This window comes from Desulfosporosinus meridiei DSM 13257, assembly GCF_000231385.2.
Classification (GTDB): domain Bacteria; phylum Bacillota; class Desulfitobacteriia; order Desulfitobacteriales; family Desulfitobacteriaceae; genus Desulfosporosinus; species Desulfosporosinus meridiei.
The window spans coordinates 1,785,227-1,810,894 of sequence record NC_018515.1; the positions used below are offsets into that span (position 1 = coordinate 1,785,227).

General features: G+C 39.5%; 22 protein-coding genes. 21 read left to right on the forward strand and 1 reads right to left on the reverse strand.

Features of this window, described 5'->3' with window-relative positions; translation table 11 throughout:
* Positions 1 to 92: 92 nt before the first annotated feature.
* The 3 genes from DESMER_RS08225 to DESMER_RS08235 all read left to right on the forward strand — a co-directional run bounded on the left by DESMER_RS08225 (position 93) and on the right by DESMER_RS08235 (position 3,642).
* Positions 93 to 1,550, forward strand: a complete 1,458-nt coding sequence (locus tag DESMER_RS08225) for an SLC13 family permease (protein ID WP_014902592.1) — start codon at positions 93 to 95, stop codon at positions 1,548 to 1,550.
* A 97-nt stretch (positions 1,551 to 1,647) separates the two neighbouring features.
* Positions 1,648 to 2,931 (forward strand): ArsB/NhaD family transporter, encoded by a 1,284-nt coding sequence (locus DESMER_RS08230; protein ID WP_014902593.1) that lies wholly within the window; start codon positions 1,648 to 1,650, stop codon positions 2,929 to 2,931.
* A gap of 87 nt (positions 2,932 to 3,018) precedes the next feature.
* Positions 3,019 to 3,642 carry a hypothetical protein gene (locus DESMER_RS08235; RefSeq protein ID WP_014902594.1) on the forward strand — a complete coding sequence of 208 codons (624 nt, stop codon included), beginning with the start codon at positions 3,019 to 3,021 and terminating at the stop codon, positions 3,640 to 3,642.
* A gap of 22 nt (positions 3,643 to 3,664) precedes the next feature.
* Here DESMER_RS08235 and DESMER_RS08240 read toward each other — a convergent pair whose 3' ends face one another.
* A complete protein-coding gene (locus DESMER_RS08240) occupies positions 3,665 to 3,907 on the reverse strand; it encodes a hypothetical protein (protein WP_014902595.1) in 243 nt (80 codons plus the stop codon).
* A 303-nt stretch (positions 3,908 to 4,210) separates the two neighbouring features.
* Between DESMER_RS08240 and DESMER_RS08245 the strand changes: the two genes are divergently transcribed.
* From DESMER_RS08245 to DESMER_RS08330, 18 genes are all read left to right on the forward strand, one after another.
* Complete coding sequence (locus DESMER_RS08245) at positions 4,211 to 4,681, forward strand: hypothetical protein (RefSeq protein ID WP_014902596.1); 471 nt, start codon at positions 4,211 to 4,213, stop codon at positions 4,679 to 4,681.
* Between the two features lies 1 nt (position 4,682).
* Positions 4,683 to 5,198, forward strand: coding sequence for a universal stress protein (locus DESMER_RS08250; protein WP_014902597.1), 516 nt, complete (start codon positions 4,683 to 4,685; stop codon positions 5,196 to 5,198).
* Between the two features lie 913 nt (positions 5,199 to 6,111).
* Positions 6,112 to 7,410: a sulfite exporter TauE/SafE family protein gene (locus DESMER_RS08255; RefSeq protein ID WP_014902598.1), complete on the forward strand. Its 1,299-nt coding sequence runs from the start codon at positions 6,112 to 6,114 to the stop codon at positions 7,408 to 7,410.
* The gene (locus tag DESMER_RS08260) at positions 7,407 to 8,117 is read left to right on the forward strand and encodes a hypothetical protein (protein ID WP_014902599.1); all 711 of its coding nucleotides are present in this window, start codon (positions 7,407 to 7,409) and stop codon (positions 8,115 to 8,117) included. Before DESMER_RS08255 ends, DESMER_RS08260 begins: the two co-directional genes overlap by 4 nt.
* Positions 8,118 to 8,289: 172 nt before the next feature.
* Positions 8,290 to 8,916 carry a hypothetical protein gene (locus DESMER_RS08265; protein ID WP_014902600.1) on the forward strand — a complete coding sequence of 209 codons (627 nt, stop codon included), beginning with the start codon at positions 8,290 to 8,292 and terminating at the stop codon, positions 8,914 to 8,916.
* Between the two features lie 32 nt (positions 8,917 to 8,948).
* On the forward strand, positions 8,949 to 9,521 hold the full coding sequence (locus tag DESMER_RS08270; RefSeq protein WP_014902601.1) for a universal stress protein: 573 nt from the start codon (positions 8,949 to 8,951) through the stop codon (positions 9,519 to 9,521).
* A gap of 276 nt (positions 9,522 to 9,797) precedes the next feature.
* The gene (locus DESMER_RS08275) at positions 9,798 to 10,343 is read left to right on the forward strand and encodes a universal stress protein (protein WP_014902602.1); all 546 of its coding nucleotides are present in this window, start codon (positions 9,798 to 9,800) and stop codon (positions 10,341 to 10,343) included.
* A gap of 202 nt (positions 10,344 to 10,545) precedes the next feature.
* Positions 10,546 to 11,964 (forward strand): TerD family protein, encoded by a 1,419-nt coding sequence (locus DESMER_RS24915; protein WP_014902603.1) that lies wholly within the window; start codon positions 10,546 to 10,548, stop codon positions 11,962 to 11,964.
* A gap of 304 nt (positions 11,965 to 12,268) precedes the next feature.
* Positions 12,269 to 14,194 carry a sigma-54-dependent Fis family transcriptional regulator gene (locus tag DESMER_RS08285; protein WP_014902604.1) on the forward strand — a complete coding sequence of 642 codons (1,926 nt, stop codon included), beginning with the start codon at positions 12,269 to 12,271 and terminating at the stop codon, positions 14,192 to 14,194.
* Between the two features lie 200 nt (positions 14,195 to 14,394).
* The gene (locus DESMER_RS08290) at positions 14,395 to 15,369 is read left to right on the forward strand and encodes an MFS transporter (RefSeq protein ID WP_242831068.1); all 975 of its coding nucleotides are present in this window, start codon (positions 14,395 to 14,397) and stop codon (positions 15,367 to 15,369) included.
* A gap of 364 nt (positions 15,370 to 15,733) precedes the next feature.
* Positions 15,734 to 17,017, forward strand: a complete 1,284-nt coding sequence (locus DESMER_RS08295; RefSeq protein ID WP_014902605.1) for a CaiB/BaiF CoA transferase family protein — start codon at positions 15,734 to 15,736, stop codon at positions 17,015 to 17,017.
* Positions 17,018 to 17,102: 85 nt separating this feature from the next.
* Complete coding sequence (locus tag DESMER_RS08300; RefSeq protein WP_014902606.1) at positions 17,103 to 18,443, forward strand: MFS transporter; 1,341 nt, start codon at positions 17,103 to 17,105, stop codon at positions 18,441 to 18,443.
* Positions 18,444 to 18,664: 221 nt separating this feature from the next.
* Entirely contained in the window at positions 18,665 to 20,419 is a 1,755-nt protein-coding gene (locus DESMER_RS08305) for an acyl-CoA dehydrogenase family protein (protein WP_014902607.1), read from the forward strand.
* A 231-nt stretch (positions 20,420 to 20,650) separates the two neighbouring features.
* Entirely contained in the window at positions 20,651 to 21,505 is an 855-nt protein-coding gene (locus DESMER_RS08310; RefSeq protein WP_014902608.1) for a 3-hydroxyacyl-CoA dehydrogenase family protein, read from the forward strand.
* A 105-nt stretch (positions 21,506 to 21,610) separates the two neighbouring features.
* The gene (locus tag DESMER_RS08315; protein WP_014902609.1) at positions 21,611 to 22,804 is read left to right on the forward strand and encodes a thiolase family protein; all 1,194 of its coding nucleotides are present in this window, start codon (positions 21,611 to 21,613) and stop codon (positions 22,802 to 22,804) included.
* 89 nt (positions 22,805 to 22,893) lie between these two features.
* Positions 22,894 to 23,082, forward strand: coding sequence for a hypothetical protein (locus tag DESMER_RS08320; RefSeq protein WP_042333549.1), 189 nt, complete (start codon positions 22,894 to 22,896; stop codon positions 23,080 to 23,082).
* Positions 23,083 to 23,101: 19 nt separating this feature from the next.
* Positions 23,102 to 23,884: an enoyl-CoA hydratase/isomerase family protein gene (locus DESMER_RS08325; RefSeq protein ID WP_014902610.1), complete on the forward strand. Its 783-nt coding sequence runs from the start codon at positions 23,102 to 23,104 to the stop codon at positions 23,882 to 23,884.
* A gap of 183 nt (positions 23,885 to 24,067) precedes the next feature.
* Complete coding sequence (locus tag DESMER_RS08330; RefSeq protein ID WP_014902611.1) at positions 24,068 to 25,519, forward strand: sigma-54 interaction domain-containing protein; 1,452 nt, start codon at positions 24,068 to 24,070, stop codon at positions 25,517 to 25,519.
* The last annotated feature ends 149 nt before the right edge of the window (positions 25,520 to 25,668 follow it).

Genomic DNA, 25,668 nt, shown 5'->3' on the forward strand with positions numbered 1-25,668 from the left:
TATGTGTATGTATGTTTAATGTTTTTGTAGGTGATTATTATCGCTCCCAGTTAAAAATAAGCACCTGATAAATAGGAAGAGGGGTGTAATAAATGAACAGTAATAGTGTAAAAAGAATTTTCTTTATTGGATTAGGAATATGTTTATTTTTAATATTTTTTTATGCTCCACAATTCGGACCTGCGGTGGATCCATCAGGAAAGTCATTTGAATTGAGTCAACAAGGGAAAGCAGCCATAGGTTTGTTCTTTTTAGCAAGTATATGGTGGGTTTTTGAAGTAACCCCTATTGGTGTTACAAGTCTAATGATTGGCGTGGTGCAAGCCTTATTTCTAATCCGTCCGGCTAAAGAAGCTTTTAGAGATTTCATGGATCCTACAGTAATGTTTATTCTAGGATCATTACTAATAGGGTTAGCATTTACAAAATCAGGAATTACCAAACGGATTGCCTACAAAATGCTGGTTGTTGTGGGTGAGGATACTAGAAAGATTTTACTAGGTGTATTTATTGTCACTGCTCTATTAACCCACATCATGGCTCATACGGCGGTAGCAGCTACTATGTTCCCTATATTAGTTACAATTTTGGCCTTATATAATGGTGATAACTCCGAAGGAAAACCTACAAAGTTTGGCAAGGCTTTGTTCATAGGTATGGCTTACACCGCTGGTGCAGGAAGTATCTGTACTCTCCTGGGTGGCGCTCGTAACCCCGCAGCTGTTGGTTTTTTCACAGAGTTTACCGGTAAACAAATATCATTCGTTGACTTTTCAATCCATTTGGCTCCTTTTGGTTGGGCTAGTGTTTTCCTTATCTGGGCTTTATTAATGGTCATTTATAAACCTGAAAAAGCAAAAATTCCTGGTCTTCGAGATAAAGCTAAATCAGAATATGCAAAACTTGGTCCCGTCAACAGCAAGGAGATATTTGTAAGTGTTGTTGTAGCTTTTGCTCTGGCTATGCTTGTATTACAGGCCATTATCCCAGCTTTGAAGACGATGGATCGTTCAGTGCCTTTGCTACTAGCTGGTGTGTTATTCTTCCTCTCAAAAGTACTGACTGTAGAAGATTTAGAAAAGAAAATCCCTTGGAATATCGTTCTCCTCTTTTCAGGAGCTATGAGTATTGGTTTCTGCTTATGGCAAACAGGTGCGGCCCAGTGGATTGCAATTAAGTGGTTGTCAATGATAGCAGGCGCACATTGGTTGGTTTTCTTGCTGGCAGTATGTTTCCTTGTGCTAATTATGACAAACTTCATTATGAACGTTGCAGCCATTGCCATCACCCTGCCTGTAGCACTTGTTATGGCTCAGTATTTAGGCGTCAACCCCGAGCTGGTTATGTATGGTGCAGTTGCAATGGCCGGTATGCCATTCTTACTGTTGATTGGCGCAGCTCCTAATGCTATGGCTTATGAATCGAAGCAGTTTACGACAGGTGAGTTCTTTGTTAGTGGTATCCCGGCAAGTGCTGTAATTATGGGTGTTTTGGTAATTATGACTTTCACCTATTGGCCACTTGTTGGAATGCCGGCACTAGTAAGATAACATTCCCATAGTATGTGATTTAAACTAATACGCTTGGATAAACAATCCAAGCGTATTAGTTGCACAAACACTTGTTTAGAATTGAGGAGATGTTTTTATGGAAGGTAACAGCCAGGTATTATTTGCTACAGCTGTATTCCTGATTTCATATGCAATTATTATTTCGGAAAAAATTCATCGTACGGCAGTGGCGTTAGCGGGTGGAATGCTGGTCATTATCGGTGGTGTAATTAGTCAAGAACAAGCAATTGAGGCTATTGACTTTAATACCATAGGACTACTAGTTGGAATGATGGTAATTGTGGGTATTGCAAGAAACTCGGGACTCTTCGAATATCTTGCGGTCTGGGCGGCTAAGAAAAGCAAAGGAGATCCAATTAAAATTATGATCTCTCTTACCGTAATCACCGCAATGCTTTCTGCACTTTTAGACAATGTCACCACAGTATTATTGATAGTCCCTATTACCTTTTCAATTGCCAAGGCTCTTGAGATTAATCCTATGCCAATACTTTTCTCTGAAATCATGGCCTCTAATATTGGAGGAACTGCCACTTTAATCGGAGATCCTCCTAATATCATGATTGGTTCTGCGACAGGGTTAGGTTTTATGGACTTTGTGATTAATGTTGGACCGGTTATCCTTATTATTATGCCGGTAACAATATTGATCTTAAAACTAATCTATCGTAAACAACTAATCACGCGTGAGGAATTAAAGGAAAATATCATGAGAATGGATCCAAGCAGTGAGATTAAGGATGTGAGGCTATTGAAAAAATCGCTCATAGTTATTGCCCTCACAATCCTTGGATTTTTCTTGCATCAATATCTCCACCTAGAGTCGGCTACCGTTGCCTTGTCGGGTGCAGCGTTGCTCTTATTAATCACGAATGAAGACCCTGAACACGCACTAATAGCTGTGGAATGGCCGGTTATCTTCTTTTTTGCTGGATTATTCATTTTAGTCGGGGCTTTGGAACACGTTGGAGTAATCGAGTGGATAGCAATGGAGTCGTTGAAGCTAACCGGTGGAGAAATGCTCCCTACCGGAATGTTGATACTGTGGCTTTCAGCTTTTGCTTCTTCCTTTGTAGATAATATCCCATTTGTGGCAACCATGATTCCCTTAATTGAAGATATGGGAAGATTGGGTGGCATGACAGACCTAAATCCACTATGGTGGGCATTATCTCTTGGTGCTTGCTTAGGTGGTAATGGCACAATTATTGGAGCCTCAGCTAATGTTGTGGTAGTAGGTATGGCCGAGAAACGAGGGTATAAATGGACCTTTGTAGGTTTTATGAAGGTTGCCTTCCCGCTAATGATTGTTTCGATTCTAATTTCAAGTATCTACTTATATTTCTTCTATCTAACTTAGTCCAAGAACGAGGAAGTTTAGAATTAAATTGGACATCCGGTTGAAAACGTCTGACGATAAAAAAATTGCTAGAAAGGACGGGATTCGTTGTCTGGCTTAGCACGAGATAAATATATGCCTTTGGTTGACAGGGATTCCGGAGATCGAACGTATCCAATTTGGCTATTAATTAATCCCAAATACCCTGCCGTTATCAATGGCATTTGGAGACATGTCTTAGATGAGATGCAAGATAAAGTCTATCGTGAGTTACAATCTAGAATTGATACTAAAAACATCTACATTAGGAGTGTTGTAGGAGATTGTGGGATAGTTCCTAACACATTAAACTGGTGGGGAAAAGAAGTAGCATCAGAAATAAAGATTTTGAGGGAGATTATCGAAGAATATGAACCCAAAATCCTAATTACTTTTGGTGGGTTCCCTTATGAATTTATTAGAAGAGTCTTTAGTGCGAAACCTGAAAAAGGACCAAAGTACTGGAGTGCCTTAAACTTAAAGAATGAATTTGAAAAAGCCATTGCCAATTTTGATCTAAGTCAAACTAATGTGGTGCCCTTACTTCGACGTGTCAATACAAGTGATAAGGATCAAGAAGCACAGAAGTATTTAGACAGTACTATCAAGGAACAATACTTCAGTCATGTAGGGAGAAAGCTATCAGAAACGATTATACAAAACAAGGATAGTCTCGAAATATGGATTAGGTAGGATTTGCACTTTAAGGTAAGGTTTAAAAGTACTGCCCTAAGAATGTACCTGCTTGTTTTAACTGATAGGGGTCGCCGCCATTCTCAAGAAACTGCTCATAATGATATACCCAATCGTCAATTTCTGGAATTGAATTTTTCCATGAACTATTACCCAAGACTTTATAGTACCAATACATCATTTGAGAATTAGCGAGCTTCGGTGAGTTGCAGTACTTTTTTTCATAATCAATCAGCATTTCTAAGGACTTATTAGCAGGGTTCATCGTTAAATAATCTCCTTTCTTAAGAAGAGCATTAGAATTATTGTGACCATATTTGGGGGATTTTTATCATCGCCACTATCGAATAAAATGATTATGAGTATTTTAGTTTGCTATATACTTGATTTTTATTCAATGTTAATCTAAAAATGTAGGAGTTTACTGTTGAGCCTTAACTAAATAAAGCAACTCCCAATAGAGAAAAAGCTGCCAGAAAAGGTCGCTAAGAATTTTAATCGTAAATTATAAATTATAAATGCAAAAGTATCGTCATGAGATTACTCCACTTCGAAGGAGGGTTTAAGAATGAGAAAGGAATCCCTTGATTATGGTGTAAGGTATACCCGAGGAAATTTTTTAAATGTGGTACCGGTGTATCCCCCTGGTAATGAACCTAATTTCAAATTTGAACTCTATAATAACCGAGTACGAGCCAAACTTCCGGTGGCTACCCTTACAACAAGTGTTGATACGGTTATTCGGGAAGGTATGATTAGACGTTCCTTTAATGCGAATTTAGAAATCAGACCTGACGTGCCATTCAGTCAAGAGGAATTAAACGATTTACCATCTGATATTGCCACCTTTATGGTTCGTGAGTTAGGGGGCAATCCTCAAGAAGAAGAGTTTATCATTAAAGTAACCTGTCAGTTCAGCGATTCTTCAAATGTCAAGAGAACTAATATTATTTCAGAATCATGGATAAGTGGAGGAATAGATTTTAACACTTATAATATTTTTTCTAACAATGCTCTAGTAATGTCATCAGGGTATTAGAATGAGTCGAACTAGGTTTAAAGTGCTTCTTTATTTAGATGAGACAGAATACTCTTGTGCTGCCGCAATATATTCAGCAATCCTGATGATGAATATGCCTAATATGCATTTGACCATCGTGAGGCTGAAAGAAAGCAACCAAAGTCTGCTGAATATTGATGAAAAATGCCAAAACATCTGGCCGACAACCTCAGATGTGCCGCAGAATGCCCTAAATGTGTTTTTAGCAAGATCAAAGGATGTTCAACAACAGGTGCTATATTCCAATCCCAATATTCCAGATGCAGTAACTGCGCTTCTCGCGTATGTTAATAAATGGTCAATTGATTTGATAGTAATGGGTGCAGGTGAGTTTAGTAAAATAAAAGAGGTTATATTTGGTAGTTTAGTGTATTCTCTACAAAATAGATCACCTATACCGGTGTTATTGGTAAAGGAACTATCTCAAGATTTTCTAGAGGGATACAACTTAACACCGACTCCGACGATTGTTCCAAAAAATCAGCCTGGAAATTAATATCTGTGAAGTGAAGTGTGCAATAACACTTCTTTTTTTGTCCAAAAAACGAAAGGAGATTCAAACCCAATTATAATTCAATCAGAATTATATCACAAAGTTTTCCGCTAAAGGGACGTCCAAAAGAGGGGAACATTAATCATTAGGAAACAATTTGGTAATCTGATTAAGATTTTATTAAATTATAAGGCTTTTCATATTGTTAAATTCAATTACTGTGGATTATCCTCATCATTTAAAAAAATGAGGTATGAAAAACCCGCCTAGCAAACAATAAGATGAGAGATTGGCAGAGAAACTATAGCAGAAGGTTCAGCAAATAGCTGATATCACAGGGTTTTAGCCTGATAAGACTAAATTTTGAATTTTTAAGCCGTTGGGATCGATATAGAAATCCTTAAATCTGAAGGATTCAGATTATGGCTTTTATTACTCTAAATTAGTACTAAAGTTGTAACCAGGTTCGTCTATTTTAGGTAAATAACTCTTATTAGAACCTTAAACTAATGAGAAGTTGAGTTAAGCATAGTTATAACTGATTATAGGGATATGAATACACTATAGACACATTTCTCAAGCAATGCTACTCTTTACTTGTGAAACAAAATTCAAAGGAAAGGAGTGTAAGAAATTAAATCAACTAGTTTTAAAGGTCAAATATATTGAAGAAGATCCGAAACTCTCTTGGATAGGTAGACTATAACAAGACTTTGTTAAACCCAAAAAGTTAGGATTACTGAATTACCTGGGAGATAGGAAATGCGGGTACTTTTTCAAGAAAAAAAGCAGCCTATAAAAGCCGCTAAAGAAATTGCTTATTAATTATTATATCATAAAAATCCCTGAAATTTGGCAGGGAAAAACTAAAATTCTAACTCCATTGAAAGTGAAGAACACTGAAGGAGGGAAATTAATGAAAACTATGTATAATTCGTTTATGTATGCAGCTAGGGCGCATGCCCAATGGGAGATTGAAACATCTAATAATATTATAAAAAATAGAAAGAAGTTGCTCATCTTATTCGTAATGGCTCTACCTTTACTCATTCCTGCAATGGCTCATGCAGCAGCAACTTTACCGGCATTTATAGGCGGTAAAGCGGCCTTCGGACCATCATTTTTTTCACCGTCAACGTTTTACGGTTCAATAGCCGTTGGGGTTATCGCTGGCCTTATAACCGGTTGTATAGGGGCAGGAGGAGGATTCGTTATTACTCCAGCGTTAATGAGCTTGGGGGTCAAAGGGATACTGGCGGTTGGTACTGATATGTTTCACATCTTTGCTAAGGCAATTATGGGAACAACCTTGCACAAAAAAATGGGCAACGTTCATGCCGGGCTAGCCATTGCTTTTTTGATCGGTTCTGGTCTGGGAGTAACCGGTGGCGGGATGATCAACCGTGCACTATTTAATTACAACCCAATAATGAGTGATTTTGTAATAAGTTCAGTATATGTAGTTCTGCTGGGATTCTTGGGCATCTTCGCTTTGAGTGAGTATCTTACAATGAGAAAGAGCTCATCAAAAGTTGGTGGCGATGCTCACGGTGGCCCGGAAAAAATGACAGCACTTGGTGCAAAGCTCCAATCTATTGAATTTAAACCAATGATTAAATTCGATGAGCACGTAGTATCTGGAGGAAGAAGAATTTCAGGCTTCTTCGTTGGAATATGCGGAGCTGTGACTGGGTTTTTAGCATCTATCCTGGGTGTTGGCGGCGGTTTTGTTACCTTCCCGATGTTTGTATACGGCCTAGGGATTTCCACTGGAACCACAGTGGGTACAGATATCCTCCAAATCATTTTTACAGCAGGTTATGGTTCAATTGCTCAATACGCTATCTATGGTTATGTGTTTTACACTTTAGCAATGGGAATGCTGCTGGGTTCCTTATTCGGGATCCAAATTGGGGCAATAACAACAAAAGTAGTCCCCGGAACTCAAATTAAAGCTTTCTATGCCTTAGCAATCTTAGCAGGCTTTGTCAATAGACTTTTTGCACTCCCTGAGAAATTAACTCAAATGGGCTATATCTCCTTATCCGCTTCCTCAGGTGCTATAGTTACAAAGGTTGGAGTATGGTTATTCTTTGGTCTAGTCTCCATCTTTGCTTTCTGGATTATAAGTACCTTCATAAGAAATATACCGAAACTTCGGGCTGAAGCTGCTGCGGATTATGAGGCGAATGTTAAAGGAGGTGTTTCTCAATGAAGTTAGTTCAAAACAAAAAGACTTTTACCATTGGTTTTATAATGCTTATTAGTTTTGCACTATGCTATATGGGAATGATGTCACCTAACTTCGGTAACGGAAGAAACGGTCTAGAATACGCAGATGATATGTTTAATTCATTATCCAAAGGATCGGCCTACTTCATTGAAGATGCCCAAAAAGTAGCTGATGGACAGTTGGGTAAAAATATAACCTTGTCAGTCAAAGCTTCTTCCACAGACGAAGCTGTAAAATGGAGTAAACTGTACACCGGAGCTGGGGCAGCTGTAACCGTTAAAGATAGTTCAGTCAGCATCGAGGGAGATTTCGGGAAGATTTTAGGTGCAGTGGTCGCAGACAGCGATTTTATGTATCATAATGACAGCAAATCCTTGGAAAAGAAATATGGGTACGATGGTCGTGAAGCCACCTATAACTGGTATAACTCCTTGAAAAAAATCGATAGTGCTCTTAAATCAAAAGCACAGTTTCAAGAAGAATTTGACTTAGTTAAGGTTCAACAAAAAGCTCTTGAGCCAGCTTATAATTATTACGGCGTAGAAATTAAGAAAGTTAGTGAGAACAAATTAAGTCTGACCTTTTTGCTTAGTTTCTATCTGGTATATACCGTATGGTATGGCTTCGGACTCTATTATCTCTTTGATGGTCTTGGCATTGTAGTAGCCAAAACTAAGAAGGCAGCTTAGAGTTAATCAGTAATTTCCGTTATTCTTAGGTGATTAACAGATGAAATTTCAAGGTTAGATATTATTCATTAGACTTTAACCTTTTGCTACAACTAGTGGCACATCTGAGTTGATTAGTTGCAGCAAAAGGTTTTTATTTAAAAATATACTCTTTTTATGAGGGGATTGAGAGATGATGAAGAGAGAGTCTGGAATGAAAAATTATCCTATCTGGGTAGTAATTAATCCCAAACACCCAATCAGCCATGACAACTGGACACCGGTCTTAGATGAAATTCAAGACCGAGTTTATAGAAAAATGAATACTAGAATTGAAACTTCTAATATTTATTTTAGAAATGCTGTTAGTGAAAGTAGATTAGTTCCTAATACTCTGAATTGGTGGGGGCCGGAAGTAGCTAAAGAAATTGAACAGTTTAGAGAAATTGCTTATGAATATAAACCTAAGATGGTTTTTTCGTTAGGTGCATTTGCTTTCGAATTTTTAAGACGAGTTTATGAGATTAAGCCAGAAAAAGGGCCAAAGGCATGGAGTAATGCTAATTTAGGTGATGAATTTGAAAGATCCATCGAAAACTTTGATATAAATAAAACCAATATAATTCCCTTACTCCACAGAGTGGGAGCTAGTGGTAATTTTATTGATACAAACAATTACTTTTCTAGGAAGGACGGAGAGAATTACTATCGCTATGTAGGTGCGAAATTAGCTGACAAGATTATTGAGAACAAAGATCGACTCGATATATGGATCAATAAATCCTCAATTCAACTAAGCTCTTCCTGGATTGCGCCATAATTCAACATCTTTTTAGGAAAGGGGTATAGAATATGACGGATTCTAAATTTAACGTGCTCCTGTACTTTGATGATTCACAGCAAGCCTTTTATGCAGCGGTTCATACGGCAAAATTATTAAAAAATATGCCTAATATGCATTTAACGGTTGTGCAGGCCCGAGAAACCTGTGAAGATTCAAACGTTACAGAATTCTGTTGGCTTGATACAAAAGACCTGGTCAATTGGGCGATAGCGAAGGGTAATGCTCAAGGGTCCGAATATCGTTGGCCGCTAAAAGCATCTTCAGAATGGATGAAGAGAGTTTTCGCTGGATCTAACTCCTCTGATCGTGATAAATATCACCAGATACTTTCTGAAGCTAATCGAGTTTTTACCGAAAGAGCAGAGGATGTCAGTAATGTTATCATTTATTGTAATCCTGGAATTTCAGATACCTTAGACGCACTATATGATTATGCAGCAAAGAATTCATATAATTTGATAATTATGGGGACAAGAGGACTAACTACTCTAAAAATCTTATTATTTGGGTGTTTAATCAATAATTCTCCTATCCCCATGATGTTAGTGAAAAAGCTTCCCAAGGAAATTTCAAAACATTAATAAAATGTTTAATTTATAAGTAATTATTTCATCATGTGTCCTTAGAATTCTTTAGGGCATGTGATTTTTTTCTTTTGTATTAAACATTATATTTACTTAGTAAATCCTAAAAAATAAAAGCAAACTGGATGTCCAATTGTTTCTATCTATAATTACTTATATAAATTGTTATAGTAATATAGGCGATTGACGATCATTTACTCATTAATTAGTGATTATCTCATATACTAGATTATGATATAATAGGCGTCAAATGTTTTTAAAGGTGGAATTTTCATGACTGACTCTAAATCACTTAAAGTACTCCTATATGCTGATGGTTCGCCGCATTCCTTTTCAGCGACAGTATATGCTGCGAGTTTATTCGCAAGTCTCGATAATATGCAATTAACGATCTTGCATATTCACGAAAGTGTTCAAGGTTCTATTGAAGGAGACTACAATTTGTTGGAAACCTGGTCTACGAACCCACATACAGACTGGGTAGAACACTTGATAAATGATCAGGATTCCGAAAAAGAGAAGGAATACTCCGAAATCCTCGCCACAACGAATAAAATCTTAAGTCGAAAAGGACACAATGTAAGTCGTCAGACAATTTACTCAAACTTTAATATCCCGGATATTACAGAGGCTATTATTGACTACGCAACCAAAAAGAACTTTGAGCTAATAATTATGGGGACTAGAGGGCTTAACAGCTTTAAAGGTTTGATTTATGGTAGCTTAGCTCATAGTGTACTTAATAAATCGGATATTCCTGTCTTGTTGATTAAAAAACTTCCGCAAGATTTTATCGACAATTATCGTTCTGAACAATAGGATTAATAAACATACTTAAGCCCGGAAAAGATCTCTTTTCTGGGCTTAAGTATGTTTATTTGCTTGTGCTTGGCTTAATATGGTAAAATGCACTTGAAAGAGAACTTGTGGATTCTCTACTAGTCGAGTTTTTTCTTGACTTTTCACTGTAAAACTCTTCTTTTTTTATCGAAGTATGAATATATGAAAGGCAGGTAGAGATATGGCAGTAAGACTTAGCAAAGGACAAAAAGTAGATCTTACAAAGAGCAATCCTAACCTAAAGGAAATAATTGTAGGATTGGGTTGGGCGTCAAACCCTGCAGCAAGTAACTATACTTATGACTTGGATGCTTCAGCCTTTTTGATAGGGTCTAATGGTAAAGTTAAGGACGAAAATGACTTTGTTTTCTACAATAATCCTTCCGGCGGCCAAGGGTCAGTAAAGCACAGTGGGGATCACAAAAAAGGCTCCGGAGAGGGTGATGACGAGCAGATTCGTATAAATTTGTCCGCTGTACCCCCTCATATCGAGAGAATATCCTTTAGTATTACCATCAATGATGCTCAAATGAAACGACAAAGCTTTGGAGATATAAAGAACTCTTATGTAAGGATTCTCAATGCCGGTACAAATGAGCTGCTTCTCAAATATGAACTAGGAGAGGAATTCTCCGTAGAAACTGCCATTGTTGCCGCAGAGATTTATCGCCATGCCGGCGAATGGAAGTTCAATGCAATTGGCAGCGGGTTTCAAGGTGGTTTGGCAGCCCTTTGTCGTAATTTTGGTTTGGAAGTTGAGGAGGAAAGGGGAAACAACAATTCCGGCAGCCAAGGAGGAAGTCCCGGTATATCTTCCTACAGTAGTCAGCCCAGCCCCCAATCCCTGTATGGTCAAAATAGTCCTCAATCCTATAGCCAGAACTCTCAATCCTTCGGTCAGAGACCTCAATCCTTAGGGCAGAGTCTTCAGACTTACGGGCAGCAGACTCAAAGCAGTGGTTATCAAAGTGGGATGACCTGTCCCCGTTGCCATTCCCCTCAAGTTACGGCAGGGAAGAAAGGTTTTGGGCTGGGTAAAGCAGCTATCGGTGGTGTTTTGTTAGGCCCAGTTGGTTTACTGGCAGGGTTCATTGGAAGTAAAAATATGGAGTTTGTCTGTTTAAGCTGCAAAGAACGATGGAACTCCGGCAGCAATACTAATACGGCTGAGTGGCTGCAAAAGCAAACCGAAAATGCCCGGAATATTGTTAACAAATATATGGGAAAAGATCTGACGGAAGCTTTAGTAGCAGGTAGTGCTTTAGTTGCAGCGGCTGACGGTGTTCTGGAAGCTTCTGAAAGGGAGAAGCTTATTGATTATTTCCGAACGAGTCAGGAAATGCGCGGAATTAATATAAATGAAGTCGATTCTCGTTTTAATTACTTTGTACAGCGGATACAGAGTGATCTTATCTTGGGCAAAGCGGAAGCCTTGAGGGCGGTAGGAAAATTAGCAAGCAAACCAGAAGCTGCTCGCTTGGTTGTTCGTCTGTGTTGTGCAATTGGTTTCGCTGACGGAGAATTTGCGCCAGTTGAAAAAAGAGTGGTAGAAGAGATTTGCCGAGAAGTCCACTTAGATCCCAGAGAGTTCATTTTTTAGTGACAAGTTGTGGGCCGGGATACTAATATCCGGCCCAATCAAACTTGTAAAGAAGTTGCAAAAATGCACTATTGTTGTATTCATGCAACCAATTTGTAGTGAATTTGAGACTCGTAGCTGTGCCTGCCTATTTAATGGAAGAAAATGAGTAAAATAGATTGGTCCTATTTACAGAATATTAAGTAAATTAGGGTTGATCTTTTTTTTGTTCTTTTTTCTGTAAATGAGATTAGTTTGGTATGTATTTTGCTATCTATAAAATATTAGTGAGTTTTCCAATAAAGAAAGGAGAGGGGGAGTACTTATGCTTGCTGAGATTGTTCTTACTTCGCCAAATAAAGAGGTAACTCAATTGGTTGAAAAAGTACGTACTGACTTTAATATACAGATCACAATTATTGAAACTTCATTTGAGGCAGCTGTCGGCCTGGTAAAGGGCATTCTATCACAAGAACCTGACAAAATAAGAGTTATAGCCAGTGGAGGTGCTACCCTGGAGCTTTTACGGAAGGAATTAACTCAACAGCAATTGGTTAGTATTCATCCCCGAGAGTATGATATTGTCTTAGCCTTTGACAAAGCAAAAAGATATGGCGATGAAATTGCTTTATTTTTGGCTGGGTCTGAAGATTTGCCTGTCATAGAAAAGATTAGTAACGTACTCGGTCTTAAGGTAGATGTCTACGTCTATAATAATTGGCAGGAACTTGAGGTTCAGGTTGAAAATGCAGTTCAGAATGGCTGTAAAGTAGTGTTAGGTGTTGGTGATAAAATATCTGCATTAGTTAGTAAGCGTGGATTACAGTACATTTCAGTTTCGGCCGGAGAAAATACAATCCGGAATGCAATTCAGCTAGCCCAAGATATGATAAAATCCAGGTTGCGTGAAGATGTGATTGCAAAACATATAAACGCCATCTCTGCCTATGCTCACGAGGGAATTATCATGGTTAACGAGGAGAAAATTGTAACAGTTTTTAATCCCGTAGCCTCAAAACTCTTTGGCTTGCAAGAAACCGATGTCGTCGGAAAATCTTTGTATGAATTAAGCTATTGTCAATGTATGTTTGAAATATTTGAAGGATTTGAGAAAAGGTTAGGATTTGTTCACCAAGTATTAAATGGGACAGTGTTTGTCAATAAAATTCCCATAATTAACCATAACATTCCCAAAGGTGTCTTGGTTACGGTAAGAGAAATTAGGAATCAGGAAGAAATTAGAAGCAAGAAAGAAATCACAACCAAAGGACTTTTTGCTAAGTATAGTTTTAAGGATATTATTCATATTAATCCTAAAATGTCTTCAGTTATTGCTAAAGCAAAGAAATACGCAACAACTGATTGTACTGTGCTTATTCGAGGCGAGAGTGGAACTGGGAAAGAATTGCTTGCCCAAAGTATTCACAATGAAAATAGTATAAGGCGTAAAGGTCCTTTTGTTGCTGTAAACTGTGCTTCTATGGATGATAATCTCTATAAAAGTGAACTTTTTGGCTATACGGAAGGTTCCTTTACCGGTGCGAGTAAAGGCGGAAAACCTGGTTTGTTTGAGTTGGCTAATGGAGGAACACTTTTTTTAGATGAAATCGGAAAAATGAAAATGGAACAACAGGGGAATTTATTAAGGGTGCTGCAGGAGAAAGAAGTACGAAGAATTGGAAGTGACCGAGTAATTCCTGTAGATGTTCGTGTAATTACGGCTTCTAATGAAGATTTAGAAAGCTTAATAAGACGAAGGCTATTCAGAGAAGACCTGTACTTCCGTTTGAATGTATTGAAATTAATCTTGCCTCCCTTAAGAGAAAGAAGAGAGGATATCCCCAGTCAAGTGGCTTTCTTTGTAAGGAAGTTTGCTGAAAAGTATAGTAAGCCCATAGCTAATTTACCTGCATATGTTCTTAAAAAGATATCAAATATGGATTGGCCGGGAAATAGTCGCCAATTAGAACATTTCCTAGAGAGATGTGTTGTATTGGCCGATAATGAGAAAGATGCCGCGAATATTGTGTTTGAGCTTTTAGAAGAAGAATTTTTGGACACCGGAGTTTCTGATAATAATAATAACAAAACTGCTGATGGTCAAATAAGTGTCTGTATAAGTACTTTAGCAGAAATGAATAGTGAGATTGTTCGCAGAATGAGAGCTAAAGCGAAACTGAGCAATAGTGAACTCGCCTTAAAGCTTGGAATAAGTAGACCAACCTTATCAAAAATGTTGAACTATAAGTAAATTACAAACCTCAATTTTAGTTAGTTAAAGAAAGGGCTGCAAAGTTGCAGCCCTTTTATTGTTGGCGCCAAATATGGCAAAATCCTTTACACGGCAAGACAACAATTTTAACAGTCCGAAGAAACAACGAAGTGAGATAATGTCTTGAAATTGTGGTATCAGCTGAATTTCAAGGGCGAAATGTTTAGTTAGGAGCCCAGGTGCCTATAGGGATTACAATGCTAAGTGAATTAGTTCCCTCTCAGTCTCGAGGAAAGTACCTGTCTCTATATCATGCCTTTCTTCCCTTGGGAATTGCCACTGCCGGTCTCACTACCTATTACTTGCTTCCGAGCTTTGGTTGGCGGGGTGTCTTCATTGTTGAAGCTTTACCAGCTTTGTGGTTCCTGGTTATTTGGAGATACTTGCCTGAGTCAGCAAGGTGGTTAGAGTCCAAGGAAAGATATGCTGAAGCTGATCAAGTTGTTTCTAATATGGAAGAAAAAGTTCATAAAAGTATCGGTAGAACCCTTCCTCCTGTAGACGGTGTGGCTTTATCCCTCAGTCTAGCAGAAGAAGAAAGTGCTGTTGCCCAAGAACCGATAAAAGGCCTGAGCCAATTAATGACTAAGCATTACATGTCCCGGATAATAATGAGTGGCGTTTTGATGTTTACTACGATGGCCGCCTATTATGGATTGAGTATGTGGCTAAGTGCTTTACTGGTAGCAAAGGGCTTTTCGGTTACTAAGTCCATAGGTTTCGTTTCGTTAATTGCGTTAGGAGGGATTCCAGCTTTTTTACTGGTAACCGATCTTGTGGAAAGAGTCGGCAGAAAGTGGGCTGCTATTATAACAATTGTAGCCATGGCTTTCAGTGCATATGCCTACGGATCGGCGTCAACAGTTGCCTATGTCATTATATTAGGCTTAATATATCAGTTTTTTCAGTTTGGCATGACAATGGTTAATAATGTCTATATTCCCGAATTGTGGCCTACACTCGCACGAGCTACCGGAACAGGTTTTACGTTTGGGATTGGGCGTGTAGGAGCCTTCTTAGGTCCTATGGCACTAGGAGTCATCATGGGGATTTATGGGCCCCAGGCCGTGTTTATTTGCAGTTCGGGACTCTTATTGTTTGGGGCACTTGTAGTTATGATATTAGGCCCAGAGACAAAGGGTAAAATATTTTGAGTGGTTGGAGATTGAGTAAAAATTTTTACAGGAAAATTAAAGAATATTTACAATGATAAAATTCTTTAAAAGGTAGAGTGCCTGAGTTTTATTGAAATAGAAGGGTTTGGAGGAGCAGAGTTTAGATGGCATGGCAATTGCAATAAAGTAAATTAACTGAATAATCGGAAAAGTAATTTCGTCTAAGAAGGAGGATATTTTCACTAAATAATTTAGAGAAGCCTTTGTGTGCGGGACTAGCGGTCGTTAGATCTAAATCTTTAGGGCGAGATTTCTTTTATGAAGCAATGTGTAGAGATTATTCAGTGAACCGCACAGAATAGCTTTTAAGTCTCACCTGAAACGGAAAGGGGATAAGAATTCGATGAGTAGATGGATGAAAATTGAGCGTGTTCCGGCACCTGCTTTGATGCCAAAATACGGACCATTGACAGGTATGAGAGTGTTAATGACCGGTAGTATTGTTGCAGCACCTTTTGCCGCATCATTACTGGCTGAATATGGAGCCGAAGTTATTCACGTTGAGCGGCCAAATGTCGGCGATCCCTATCGTGATCAAGCACCGGTTATAAGGCGCGGCGACAGGAAGGTAAGTGCCGGATGGATTCAGGAAGCAAGAAATAAGCTCAGTCTAACCTTGGAAATAAATCTCAAGATACCGGAGTCAAAGGAAATTTTCCTCTCCCTGATCAAGAACTGTGATGTATGGGTGGAAAATATGGTTTGGACTGAAAAGTTAGGAATTACTGAACAGATGTTGTTGGAAGTCAATCCGAAGTTGATTATTGCTCATATAAGCGGCTTTGGAAGACCTCAGTTTGGTGGTGTCCCAACGGAATGCGACCGGCCTTCCTATGATCCGATTGGTCAAGCTGAAGGGGGGTATATGTTTGTTAATGGTTTTCCTGAGCCTTCCCCACCTTCACATGCAGCAACATTTATCAACGATTATATGACAGCAATGTTTGCAGTTAACGGTATTTTAATGGCTTATATTCACTCTCAAAAAACCGGTAAGGGGCAAGCAGTTGACATTGCTCAAATTGAGGCGATGAGTAAGGTTCTTAATGACACCTTTGTCCAATACTTTATGCTTGGCAAAATCAGAGAACGGAAAGGGAATAAAGTGGCAATTTTCCAACCCGGTAATTTATTCAAAACCAAGGATGAGAAGTACCTGTACATTGGAGCTTATGGCCCGGCAGTTTACGGACGCTTTGTTAAAGCTTTAGAGCTTGACCTCAATAAGTATAGTCATGAAGCGGCAGGGGGGTCGATTGAAGCCATAAACTCTGAACTCGGTCTTGAACTCAATGAGATCGCCACTGAATGGGTTGCTGCTCGCGATGCTGAAGCTGCCAAACAATACTTGTTAAGCTTAAAGGTTCCCTGTGGTATTGTCAGGACATCTGCTGAATTGGCTGCCAGTGAGCACTATCAAAAAAGAGGAAATTTCATCGAGTATGAAGATGAGACGTTAGGTGAAACCGTAAAAGGGTTTGGATTCTGTCCAAAGATGAGCGAGACGCCAGCCCAGGTATGGCGTGGGGCCCCGGCCATTGGTCAAGATACGGAAGCCATACTTAATACGCTTCTTGGCTACAGTTATAACGAAATTGAAGCTTTTAGAGAGAAGGGAGTTATTTAAATAAGTAGTTGTTGCTAATTTAATTGTCATGTTCCTTTGAAATGAAATCAATTCCTTTGAAAAATTAATAAAGGAGGCGACAAAGATGAATAAAGTTTCAATTTCAGAAGTTGTTGACAAATTAGGTGTTTCTAAATATACCTTTAAGATCTATTTCTTAATTGGGCTGGCTCTAATTTTTGCTGGTTACAACTATATGATTGTAGCTTATACAATGCCTCAGATGTCTCAAGAATGGGCATTAACGAAGATTCAAACCGGGAGTCTTTCTTCGTGGAGTATTTTAGGTCTCTTAATTGGAGGACTTAGCGCAGGGGTCATATCCGATAAAATTGGACGGAAAAAAGCGTTTGCGATCTTTGTCCTTGTTTATTCTATGTTAACATTCCCGGTTTTTTATGTACAAAGTTTTGAAGCCTTTGCTATTCTGAGGGTTTTAGGGGGAATTGGCTTTGGTGGTTGTATTCCTATAGCTGTCACAATGATGTCAGAAAGTGTGCCTACCAAAAATCGAGGATATTTTTCTGCATCGATTATGGCCTTCTATGTCTTAGGCTGGGTGGTGGCTGGTGTTGTAGCAATTTATATAGTGCCTTTGCTTGGATGGCGCGTTTGCTACCTGGTGGGTGGTATCCCAGCTTTATATGCCTTCGTTTTGATGTCCTCTCTACCCGAATCAACCCATTGGCTCTTGGGAAAAGGGCGGGAAAAAGAAGCTATTGAAATAATCAAACGTATGGAGATTTCTTCTAAAGGTCAAGCAAGTGATTGGACATCCGAGACACTGGTTGCTCCGCCTCCCCCCAATAAAGTTGGTGTTAGTGCTCTGTTTTCTAAAGAATTTCGAAAGGCCTCGATTACACTTTGGGTGATTTACTTTATGGGCTCAGTGGTTATCTACGGAATCAATGGTTGGTTACCAACATTGTTAGTAGGTAAAGGATACGGTTTAGTAAAAGGCTACTCTTTTGCCGTTCTACAAAATGTTTTCGGAATGATTGGCAGCTTTGTTACAGGTTATGTTGCGGATAGGATTGGACGGCGTACCAATGTAATTTTTGGTTGGATTTTTACAGCTGTAGCTATTCTTCTTTTAGGATATGCAACCAACCAATGGCAAGTAGTTATTTGCGGGATGTTAGTTGGAATGGCCATGAACTGGGGGCTAAGTGGTACACAGCCGCTTCTCGCAGAAGGATACCCAACTGAATTCAGGAATACCGGTGTTTCCTCGGCCCAAGCGTTTGGACGCGTCGGAGGATTTATTGGCCCTATAGCCGCTGGTTTTGTCCAGCAGATAGGAGTTGGGTTTACTGGGATCTTTATTTTCTTTGCTATCCCGGCAGTTATAGCTTCCTTTGTCGCCTTTTATATGATCGATGAGACTAAAGGGAGAAGCATTGAAAGTATCGGCAGAGCTAAATAGACCCGAAAGTGTCCGGTGGACATTTTCGCTTAAGCGGCTATCTCCAAAGAATACTTATCCGCTGAAGATCGATCCCAGGTCAGCGCGTGGGACAGCTTCGGAATGCTGGGTACGAAGACACTGTCTTCGCACTAATTAACTGGTCTTGCACGGATGTGGATGAAGCCGCCTGACCAAAAGACCTTATCAGAGCTAATCAAAGAAGGGAGAGAGAGAATAAAATGAGCAATTTACCTAAGGGAGGCAGCTTCCTTTTTAGTCAAACAAACCCCCAGGATATTTTCACTCCAGAGGATTTTTCCTTAGAACACAAAATGATTTACCGAACGGCTGCTGGTTTTGTTACGGACAAAGTTCTAACCCAGATGGATGAATTGGAAGCCAAAAAAGAGGGTTTAATCAGGGAACTGTTGGAGGCAGCCGGTGAGTTAGGTCTTAACGGAGCAGATATTTCAGACGAGTACGGCGGCATGGAAATGGATAAAATCAGCACTACAATAATTGCCGAGTGTATGGGACGATCCGGTTCCTTCGCTATGACTCAAGGTGGTCAAACCGGTATCGGCAGTATGCCAATAGTTATGTTTGGTACTCATGAGCAAAAGAAGAAGTATCTGCCAGGAATAGCATCGGGGAAAAAAGTTGGCGCCTATGCCTTAACTGAACCGGGAGCGGGATCTGATGCTTTGTCAGCTAAGACGAGAGCTGAGTTGAGTTCTGATGGGAAATATTATGTTCTAAATGGGACTAAACAGTTTATTACTAATTCGGCGATGGGGGATATATTCATCGTTTATGCGAAAATTGATGGGGACAAATTTACTGCCTTTATTGTGGATGGGAATTCGGAAGGCCTGACGACTGGGGCTGAAGAAAAGAAGATGGGGATTAAAGGATCTTCTACCCGTTCAGTGATTTTAGAAGATGTAAAAGTGCCTGCGCAAAACTTGCTATATGAAATTGGCAAAGGACACGTTGTTGCTTTTAATATTCTCAACTTAGGTCGCTACAAACTTGCTGCAAATTCTGTCGGTAATGCTAAATACGCCCTAGAATTGGCAGCTACCTATGCTAATGAGCGCAAGCAATTCGGAACTCCTATAGCTGAATTTGGTCTGATTAAAGAGAAGTTAGCCACAATGGCGATCAAAATCTACGTAACAGAAAGTATGGTCTACCGTACTGGCGGACTCTTAGAAAACATGATGAATAGCCTGGATACATCAGGTGAGGACGGAGGTCAAGTTGCTGCCAAAGGTATAGAGGAATATGCTCTGGAGTGTTCAATGAACAAGGTTTTTGCAACTGAGGCACTGGCTTATGCCGTTGATGAGGGGGTGCAAATTCATGGCGGATACGGCTTTAGTGCGGAATACACTATTGAAAGGCTTTATCGGGATGCCAGAATTTACCGGATCTTTGAGGGTACGAATGAAATTAATCGAACCATAATCCCGGTAACCTTAATGCGCAGAGAAGCAAAGGGGGATTTGCCTCTTATCGAACAAATAACTAAACTTCATGAAAAAATTGCTGGGGGGAATATTCTCCGAGAAGGAGAGGAAGGGTTAGTTCAGGCTGCCAAGGATATTTTCTTATTGACCATGGGAGCCGGTATCCAGAAGTATGGAAAGAATTTGCCAAAGCATCAAGAAATTATTGGAAGTTTAGCGGATCTGGCTATCCAAGCATTTGCCATGGAGAGTGCATGGCTTAGAGCGCAAAAGGCAGTTGTTAATCAAGGTGAGGCCAATGCCAGACTTAAGCTGAATATGGCTATGGCGTATATTAATTCAACCATAGGAATATTAGAATACACCGCAAGAGAAACCTTAACGGCTCTTGCTGAAGGTGAACAATTAACATATTTGCTGGAAAACCTTAAAAAAATAACGCATTTTTCAATTCGAAACACGGTAGCTCTAAGACAAGAGATTGCCTTTGCTATTTCCAAAGTGGGAAAATATATTGTCTAAATTGTTAAGAGGCTGCAAGTTTTGCAGCCTTAAATAATTGGAGATTTCATTACTATAAAGATTTTTTACATAATCGTAAAAGATTTTTACACTTTCAACGATGTTACAAGGACTTAAATTCTTAAATGGGGTTTACAAGAGGGTTTACGTAGGAAGCAAGGTTGGCATGCAAGTTGCAATAATAGTTTACAGAATAGTTAAAATATAATAATTAAATTGGAGGAAAGCGTCATGATTAAAAAGGTTGGGGTATTAGGTGCTGGGTCAATGGGGGGTGGAATAGCGCATTTAGCAGCTGCGAGAGGTTTTGAGGTTGTACTATGTGATGTTGAACAAAGATTCGTCGAAGGTGCAGTTAAAAGAATAGCTGGTTTCATGGACAAAAGCATACAAAAACAGAAAATGACCGTCGATGAAAAGGAAACGGCCCTGAAGAGGATTACCATAACAACAAATATGGAGGATCTTTCCTCAGTAGACCTGGTGATTGAGGCAATCTTCGAGGATATGGACGTCAAAAAGAAGGCTTTTGAAAAACTTGATGCAATTTGTGGCCCTGATACAATTTTTGGTTCTAATACTTCATCAATGTCGATTACTACCTTAGCTTCTGCCACCAAACGCCCGGATAAGGTGGTCGGTTTACACTTCTTTAATCCACCCTTGATTATGAGATTGGTAGAAGTGATTAGAGGGTATTACACCAGTGATGAAACTGTCAGATTAGCATCAGAGGTTTCTCAGGGAATGGGCAAGACTCCGGTGGTCGTTCAGAAGGATACTCCCGGCTTTATTGTAAATCGAATAATGATGCCTCAATTTCTTGAAGCAATTCGTATTGTGGAAGAAGGAATAGCAACTCCAGCCGATATTGATACAGCAGTTAAGTTGGGTTTGAATTATCCGATGGGTCCCTTCGAACTGATGGACTTTACTGGTGTAGAAATCTCAGTTCATGTTGCTGATTATTTATTTAATGAATCGAAGGACATGAAATGGAATCCTCCCCAGGCGATAAAGGCTATCGTTCGGGCAGGACGGCTTGGTAAAAAGACGGGGGCTGGCTGGTACGACTATAATAAATAACTTATGAACTCGTTTTGCCGAAATTAAACATATTTTCGAGGCCCACCCACTTATAGAGGTTGGATTCACCGTCAATTAATAGCTAATTTAGGGAGGTTTTAAAAAATGTATACTAAAGTGTTTATTCCTTATGGTGGTTACTACAGCACTCCATTCGTCCGTTGGCAGGGTAGCTTGCAGAATGAACATGCTGTTGAATTGGCAGCTGCGACAACTAAAAAATGGCTTGCATCACGAGAAATAGATCCCAAGATCTTTGAATATTTAGTTTTCGGCAAAACTATCGGCCAACTATATACCTTTTATGATGCTCCTTGGGCGGCCTATCTAATGGGAAATCCTGATATATCTGGAATGCACATTACCCAGGCCTGCTCTACGTCTACAACTGTTCTAAATCAAGCGTCTGCGGCTATCGAAACTGGGCTATACGAAACCTCATTTTGTATGCTCACTGATCGGTGTTCTAACGGACCCTTCACAGTTTGGCCCAATCCAAAGGGCCCCGGTGGTGAAATGATCGCAGAAAGTTGGATGATGGATAACTTTGATGGCGGCCCTTGGAGAGGTGTGCCCATGCTACAGACTGCTGAAAACGTCGTTAATAAAGCAGGAGGAATTACTAAGGAGGATGTAGATAAGGTTACTGCCAGACGATATGAACAATATCAAGATGCCTTAGTCAATGATCGTGCATTTCAAAAACGTTATATGATCCCTGTTGACTTTAAAATCAGTAAAAAGAAAATCGGAATTGTTGAAGCTGATGAAGGGGTAACTCCTACAACCTTGGAAGGGTTAACTGCTTTGAAATCCGTCATACCTGGCGGTGTCCACTCATTTGGAGCTCAAACTCACCCGGCAGATGGCAACTGCGGACTTATCGTTACCACAAGGGAAAAAGCCCGCGCCCTAAGTACGGATAAAAATATCGAAGTGCAGATCTTAGCTTATGGTTTTGCGCGAGCGGAAAAAGCTCACATGGCAATGGCAGTTGTGCCGGCAGCTAGAATGGCCTTAGAGAAAGCGGGAGTTAGTATTACAGACGTGAAAGCGATTAAAACTCACAATCCCTTCACAGCTAATGATTTATACATGGCCAATGAGATGGGTATCGACGTAATGACAATGAATAATTACGGATGCTCCCTGATTTATGGGCATCCTCAAGGACCTACTGCCGGTCGAGCTATTATAGAGATGATCGAGGAGCTGGCAATTTTAGGTGGAGGTTTTGGTTTGTTCACTGGGTGTGCAGCAGGAGATACGGGGGCAGCTTTAGTCATTAAGGTATCTTGATTTAATAGTCTCAAATTCTCTTTCAAGGCTGCAAAGTTTTTGCAGCCTTGAATCTAAATAACTTAGCTAGGGAGGGGAGTCGGATTAGTTTGACCCGCACAGAAATTTTACTTCTTCAGCGAGAGAAAGTTTTGATGAATTTAAGTGAGAACAAAGATAACCGTGCAAAGTGGTTAGCGGCATTAATTGACATTGATGATGAAATTGAAGAAATGAGGTTAGTCCAAGCCGGACATTATGGGCGCAAAACAGGGAAGGGTTTTTACTCGTATTTTTAATAATAAAGGAGGAACTGGGATGTCAGACAGTAAAGTCGTTGAACTTCAAATAATAGAAAGTGTGGGAGTCATTACAATCAATAACCCTCCGGTGAACGCACTTACCCTAGAGGTCAGAGAAGAGTTGAAAAAAATTTTGATGGAAATTAGGCAAGCGAAGGATCTTCGAGTATTAGTGATTACAGGGGCGGGATCAAAATGTTTTGTCGCAGGTGCAGATATCAAAGATTTTCCTAAGCAGATGGAATTTGGACCAAGAGAAAATGCCACAATTTATAAGGAAATGTTTGCTTACTTGGAGGAAGCACCCATACCAGTGATTGCAGCTCTAAATGGGTTAGCTCTTGGTGGGGGATGTGAGTTGGCATTAGCCTGTGATCTTAGAATCGCTGATGAAAAGGTGAAACTTGGTTTACCGGAAGTGACTTTAGGTCTAATTCCTGGACTAGGAGGTACACAAAGACTGGCCAGGTTAATTGGGCAATCTAAAGCCAAAGAGCTATTATTTACAGGCACTGTCATTACGGCAGAAGAAGCCTTGAAGATTGGACTTGTTAATCAGGTAGTACCTTTAGGGACTGCTTTAGAAGAAGCCCTTAAACTGGCTCATAAATTAGCTAAGGGTGCTGGAGTGGCTATGGCTTATGCTAAACAGCTTGTAAACAAGGGAACGGAGCTTCCATTACAGGAAGCCTTAGAAATGGAAATGCAGCATGTTGAAAAGATTTTCAGGACAGAAGATTTACAGGAAGGGCTTGATGCGTTCATCAATAAACGCCCTCCAGTATTTAAGAACCGATGAAATAGTTAATATCTGAAAATAAATCTTGTAGCCTTTTAGGGAAATAAGTTATTGACCTAGAAGGCTGTTTTAATCACACGTAGTGATGATTTAGTCGAAGAATGTATTTAAGGATAGAGAAGGAATCAGCTATAATATACAGAATATTCAATATACATTATTGTAGAGAGGTGGAGATAATAAGTGATTGTTGGTTCTGAACAAGAAAAGTCTCGGGCCAAGCAACAGGAATTTCTCTTAGGAAAACTAGAACCAACTCCAGGACAACAGTTTTTACAACAGATCATTGATAACTCATATGACTCAATCTTTGTTACTGATAAATACGGTAACGTTCTCTTAGCCAATTCAGGGACGGGAGTATTTATGGGTTATACTACGGAAGAATTAATCGGCAAAAACGTAGAGAATCTCGTCAAAAAGGGCGCCTACGATTGGTCACCAACCATGAAGGCCATTAAAACTCGCACCGTAGTTTCGGGCATCGTAAGAAATAAACATGGTATCCAGGAAATGGCGACAAGCAAACCTCTTCTGGATGAAAAAGGAGAGATTGTCATGGTAATCACCAATGCCCGAGATAAAGATTTAGTCGAAGAATATATAGCAGCTCTTGAAAAAGAACGATCAATTGTTCACAGATATAAGACAGCTGTAGAATACTTGAGTGAAGTGGATTCCGGAAACAAGGAAATAGTGGCTGAGAGCCCCCAGATGAAACAAATTATTAAAACAAGCAATGTCATTGCTAAAACTGACAGTACGGTTATGCTAATTGGAGAAACTGGAACCGGTAAGGAAGTTATGGCAAGACATATCCATAGAAATAGTTATCGATCCAAGGAGCCGTTTATTCCGGTTAACTGTGCTGCTATCCCTCATGATTTGCTGGAGTCTGAATTCTTTGGCTATGTAAGAGGTGCCTTTTCCGGAGCAAATCCCCAGGGAAAACCGGGATTGTTTGAGATAGCCGACAAAGGGACTTTGTTTTTAGACGAACTTGCTGAATTGCCTTTATCTATGCAGTCAAAACTCTTGCGAGTCTTAGAATCCAGCGAGATTAAAAGGCTAGGAGATACAAATATTCACAATATTAATGTTCGATTCATTGCAGCAACGAATAGAGATTTAAAAACAATGATTAATCAGAAGCAGTTTAGAAGTGATTTGTACTATAGACTTAATGTTATACCAATTAATTTACCGGCACTTAAAGATCGGCCGGAAGATATCCTGGCCTTTGCTCATAAATTCCTAGAAGAATTAAATAAAAAGTACTCCTTAAAGAAACAATTCTCTACCCAAGCAACGCAGCTATTGTTTAATTATAATTGGCCAGGAAATGTGCGTGAGTTACGAAATGTTATTGAGAGATTGGTCATTACTTCTTCCAGTGACATTCTGAATTTTGATGAGGATTCTCTCGTAAATAGAAAGCCTAGTTTAAAAAACGAGCAAAGATGTCAACAAATTAGTAGGGATTATCAAGGTACTCTAAAAAATGTCATAAAATCTGTTGAAGAAGAGTATATCAATCAAGTGCTCGCTGAATGCGGAGGGCGGATAAGGGAAGCAGCTCAAAGGTTAGGAATCCACCGGACCATGCTATATCGAAAGCTTAAAGACAATAAATAACTAGAATATTTGCAGAAAAATAGTTATTTCAATTAAAAAACGGTCTGCTTTCGCTGTAAAAGTGGAAGAGACCGTTTTCACTTTACGTTCATAGAAATGAAACTGAAGAATTGAGTGAATTTATAGTACGCTTGAAGGTAGATACCTTT

Excerpts from the sequence above, each read along its gene's own strand:
- DESMER_RS08245 (WP_014902596.1), top strand. The coding sequence starts at position 4,211 with ATGAGAAAGGAATCCCTTGATTATGGTGTAAGGTATACCCGAGGAAAT.
- DESMER_RS08300 (WP_014902606.1), top strand. The coding sequence starts at position 17,103 with ATGAATAAAGTTTCAATTTCAGAAGTTGTTGACAAATTAGGTGTTTCT.
- DESMER_RS08240 (WP_014902595.1), bottom strand. The coding sequence starts at position 3,907 with ATGAACCCTGCTAATAAGTCCTTAGAAATGCTGATTGATTATGAAAAA.
- DESMER_RS08260 (WP_014902599.1), top strand. The coding sequence starts at position 7,407 with ATGAAGTTAGTTCAAAACAAAAAGACTTTTACCATTGGTTTTATAATG.
- DESMER_RS08295 (WP_014902605.1), top strand. The coding sequence starts at position 15,734 with ATGAGTAGATGGATGAAAATTGAGCGTGTTCCGGCACCTGCTTTGATG.
- DESMER_RS08250 (WP_014902597.1), top strand. The coding sequence starts at position 4,683 with ATGAGTCGAACTAGGTTTAAAGTGCTTCTTTATTTAGATGAGACAGAA.
- DESMER_RS08225 (WP_014902592.1), top strand. The coding sequence starts at position 93 with ATGAACAGTAATAGTGTAAAAAGAATTTTCTTTATTGGATTAGGAATA.
- DESMER_RS24915 (WP_014902603.1), top strand. The coding sequence starts at position 10,546 with ATGGCAGTAAGACTTAGCAAAGGACAAAAAGTAGATCTTACAAAGAGC.
- DESMER_RS08265 (WP_014902600.1), top strand. The coding sequence starts at position 8,290 with ATGATGAAGAGAGAGTCTGGAATGAAAAATTATCCTATCTGGGTAGTA.
- DESMER_RS08285 (WP_014902604.1), top strand. The coding sequence starts at position 12,269 with ATGCTTGCTGAGATTGTTCTTACTTCGCCAAATAAAGAGGTAACTCAA.
- DESMER_RS08255 (WP_014902598.1), top strand. The coding sequence starts at position 6,112 with ATGAAAACTATGTATAATTCGTTTATGTATGCAGCTAGGGCGCATGCC.
- DESMER_RS08325 (WP_014902610.1), top strand. The coding sequence starts at position 23,102 with ATGTCAGACAGTAAAGTCGTTGAACTTCAAATAATAGAAAGTGTGGGA.
- DESMER_RS08275 (WP_014902602.1), top strand. The coding sequence starts at position 9,798 with ATGACTGACTCTAAATCACTTAAAGTACTCCTATATGCTGATGGTTCG.
- DESMER_RS08230 (WP_014902593.1), top strand. The coding sequence starts at position 1,648 with ATGGAAGGTAACAGCCAGGTATTATTTGCTACAGCTGTATTCCTGATT.
- DESMER_RS08315 (WP_014902609.1), top strand. The coding sequence starts at position 21,611 with ATGTATACTAAAGTGTTTATTCCTTATGGTGGTTACTACAGCACTCCA.
- DESMER_RS08270 (WP_014902601.1), top strand. The coding sequence starts at position 8,949 with ATGACGGATTCTAAATTTAACGTGCTCCTGTACTTTGATGATTCACAG.
- DESMER_RS08310 (WP_014902608.1), top strand. The coding sequence starts at position 20,651 with ATGATTAAAAAGGTTGGGGTATTAGGTGCTGGGTCAATGGGGGGTGGA.
- DESMER_RS08305 (WP_014902607.1), top strand. The coding sequence starts at position 18,665 with ATGAGCAATTTACCTAAGGGAGGCAGCTTCCTTTTTAGTCAAACAAAC.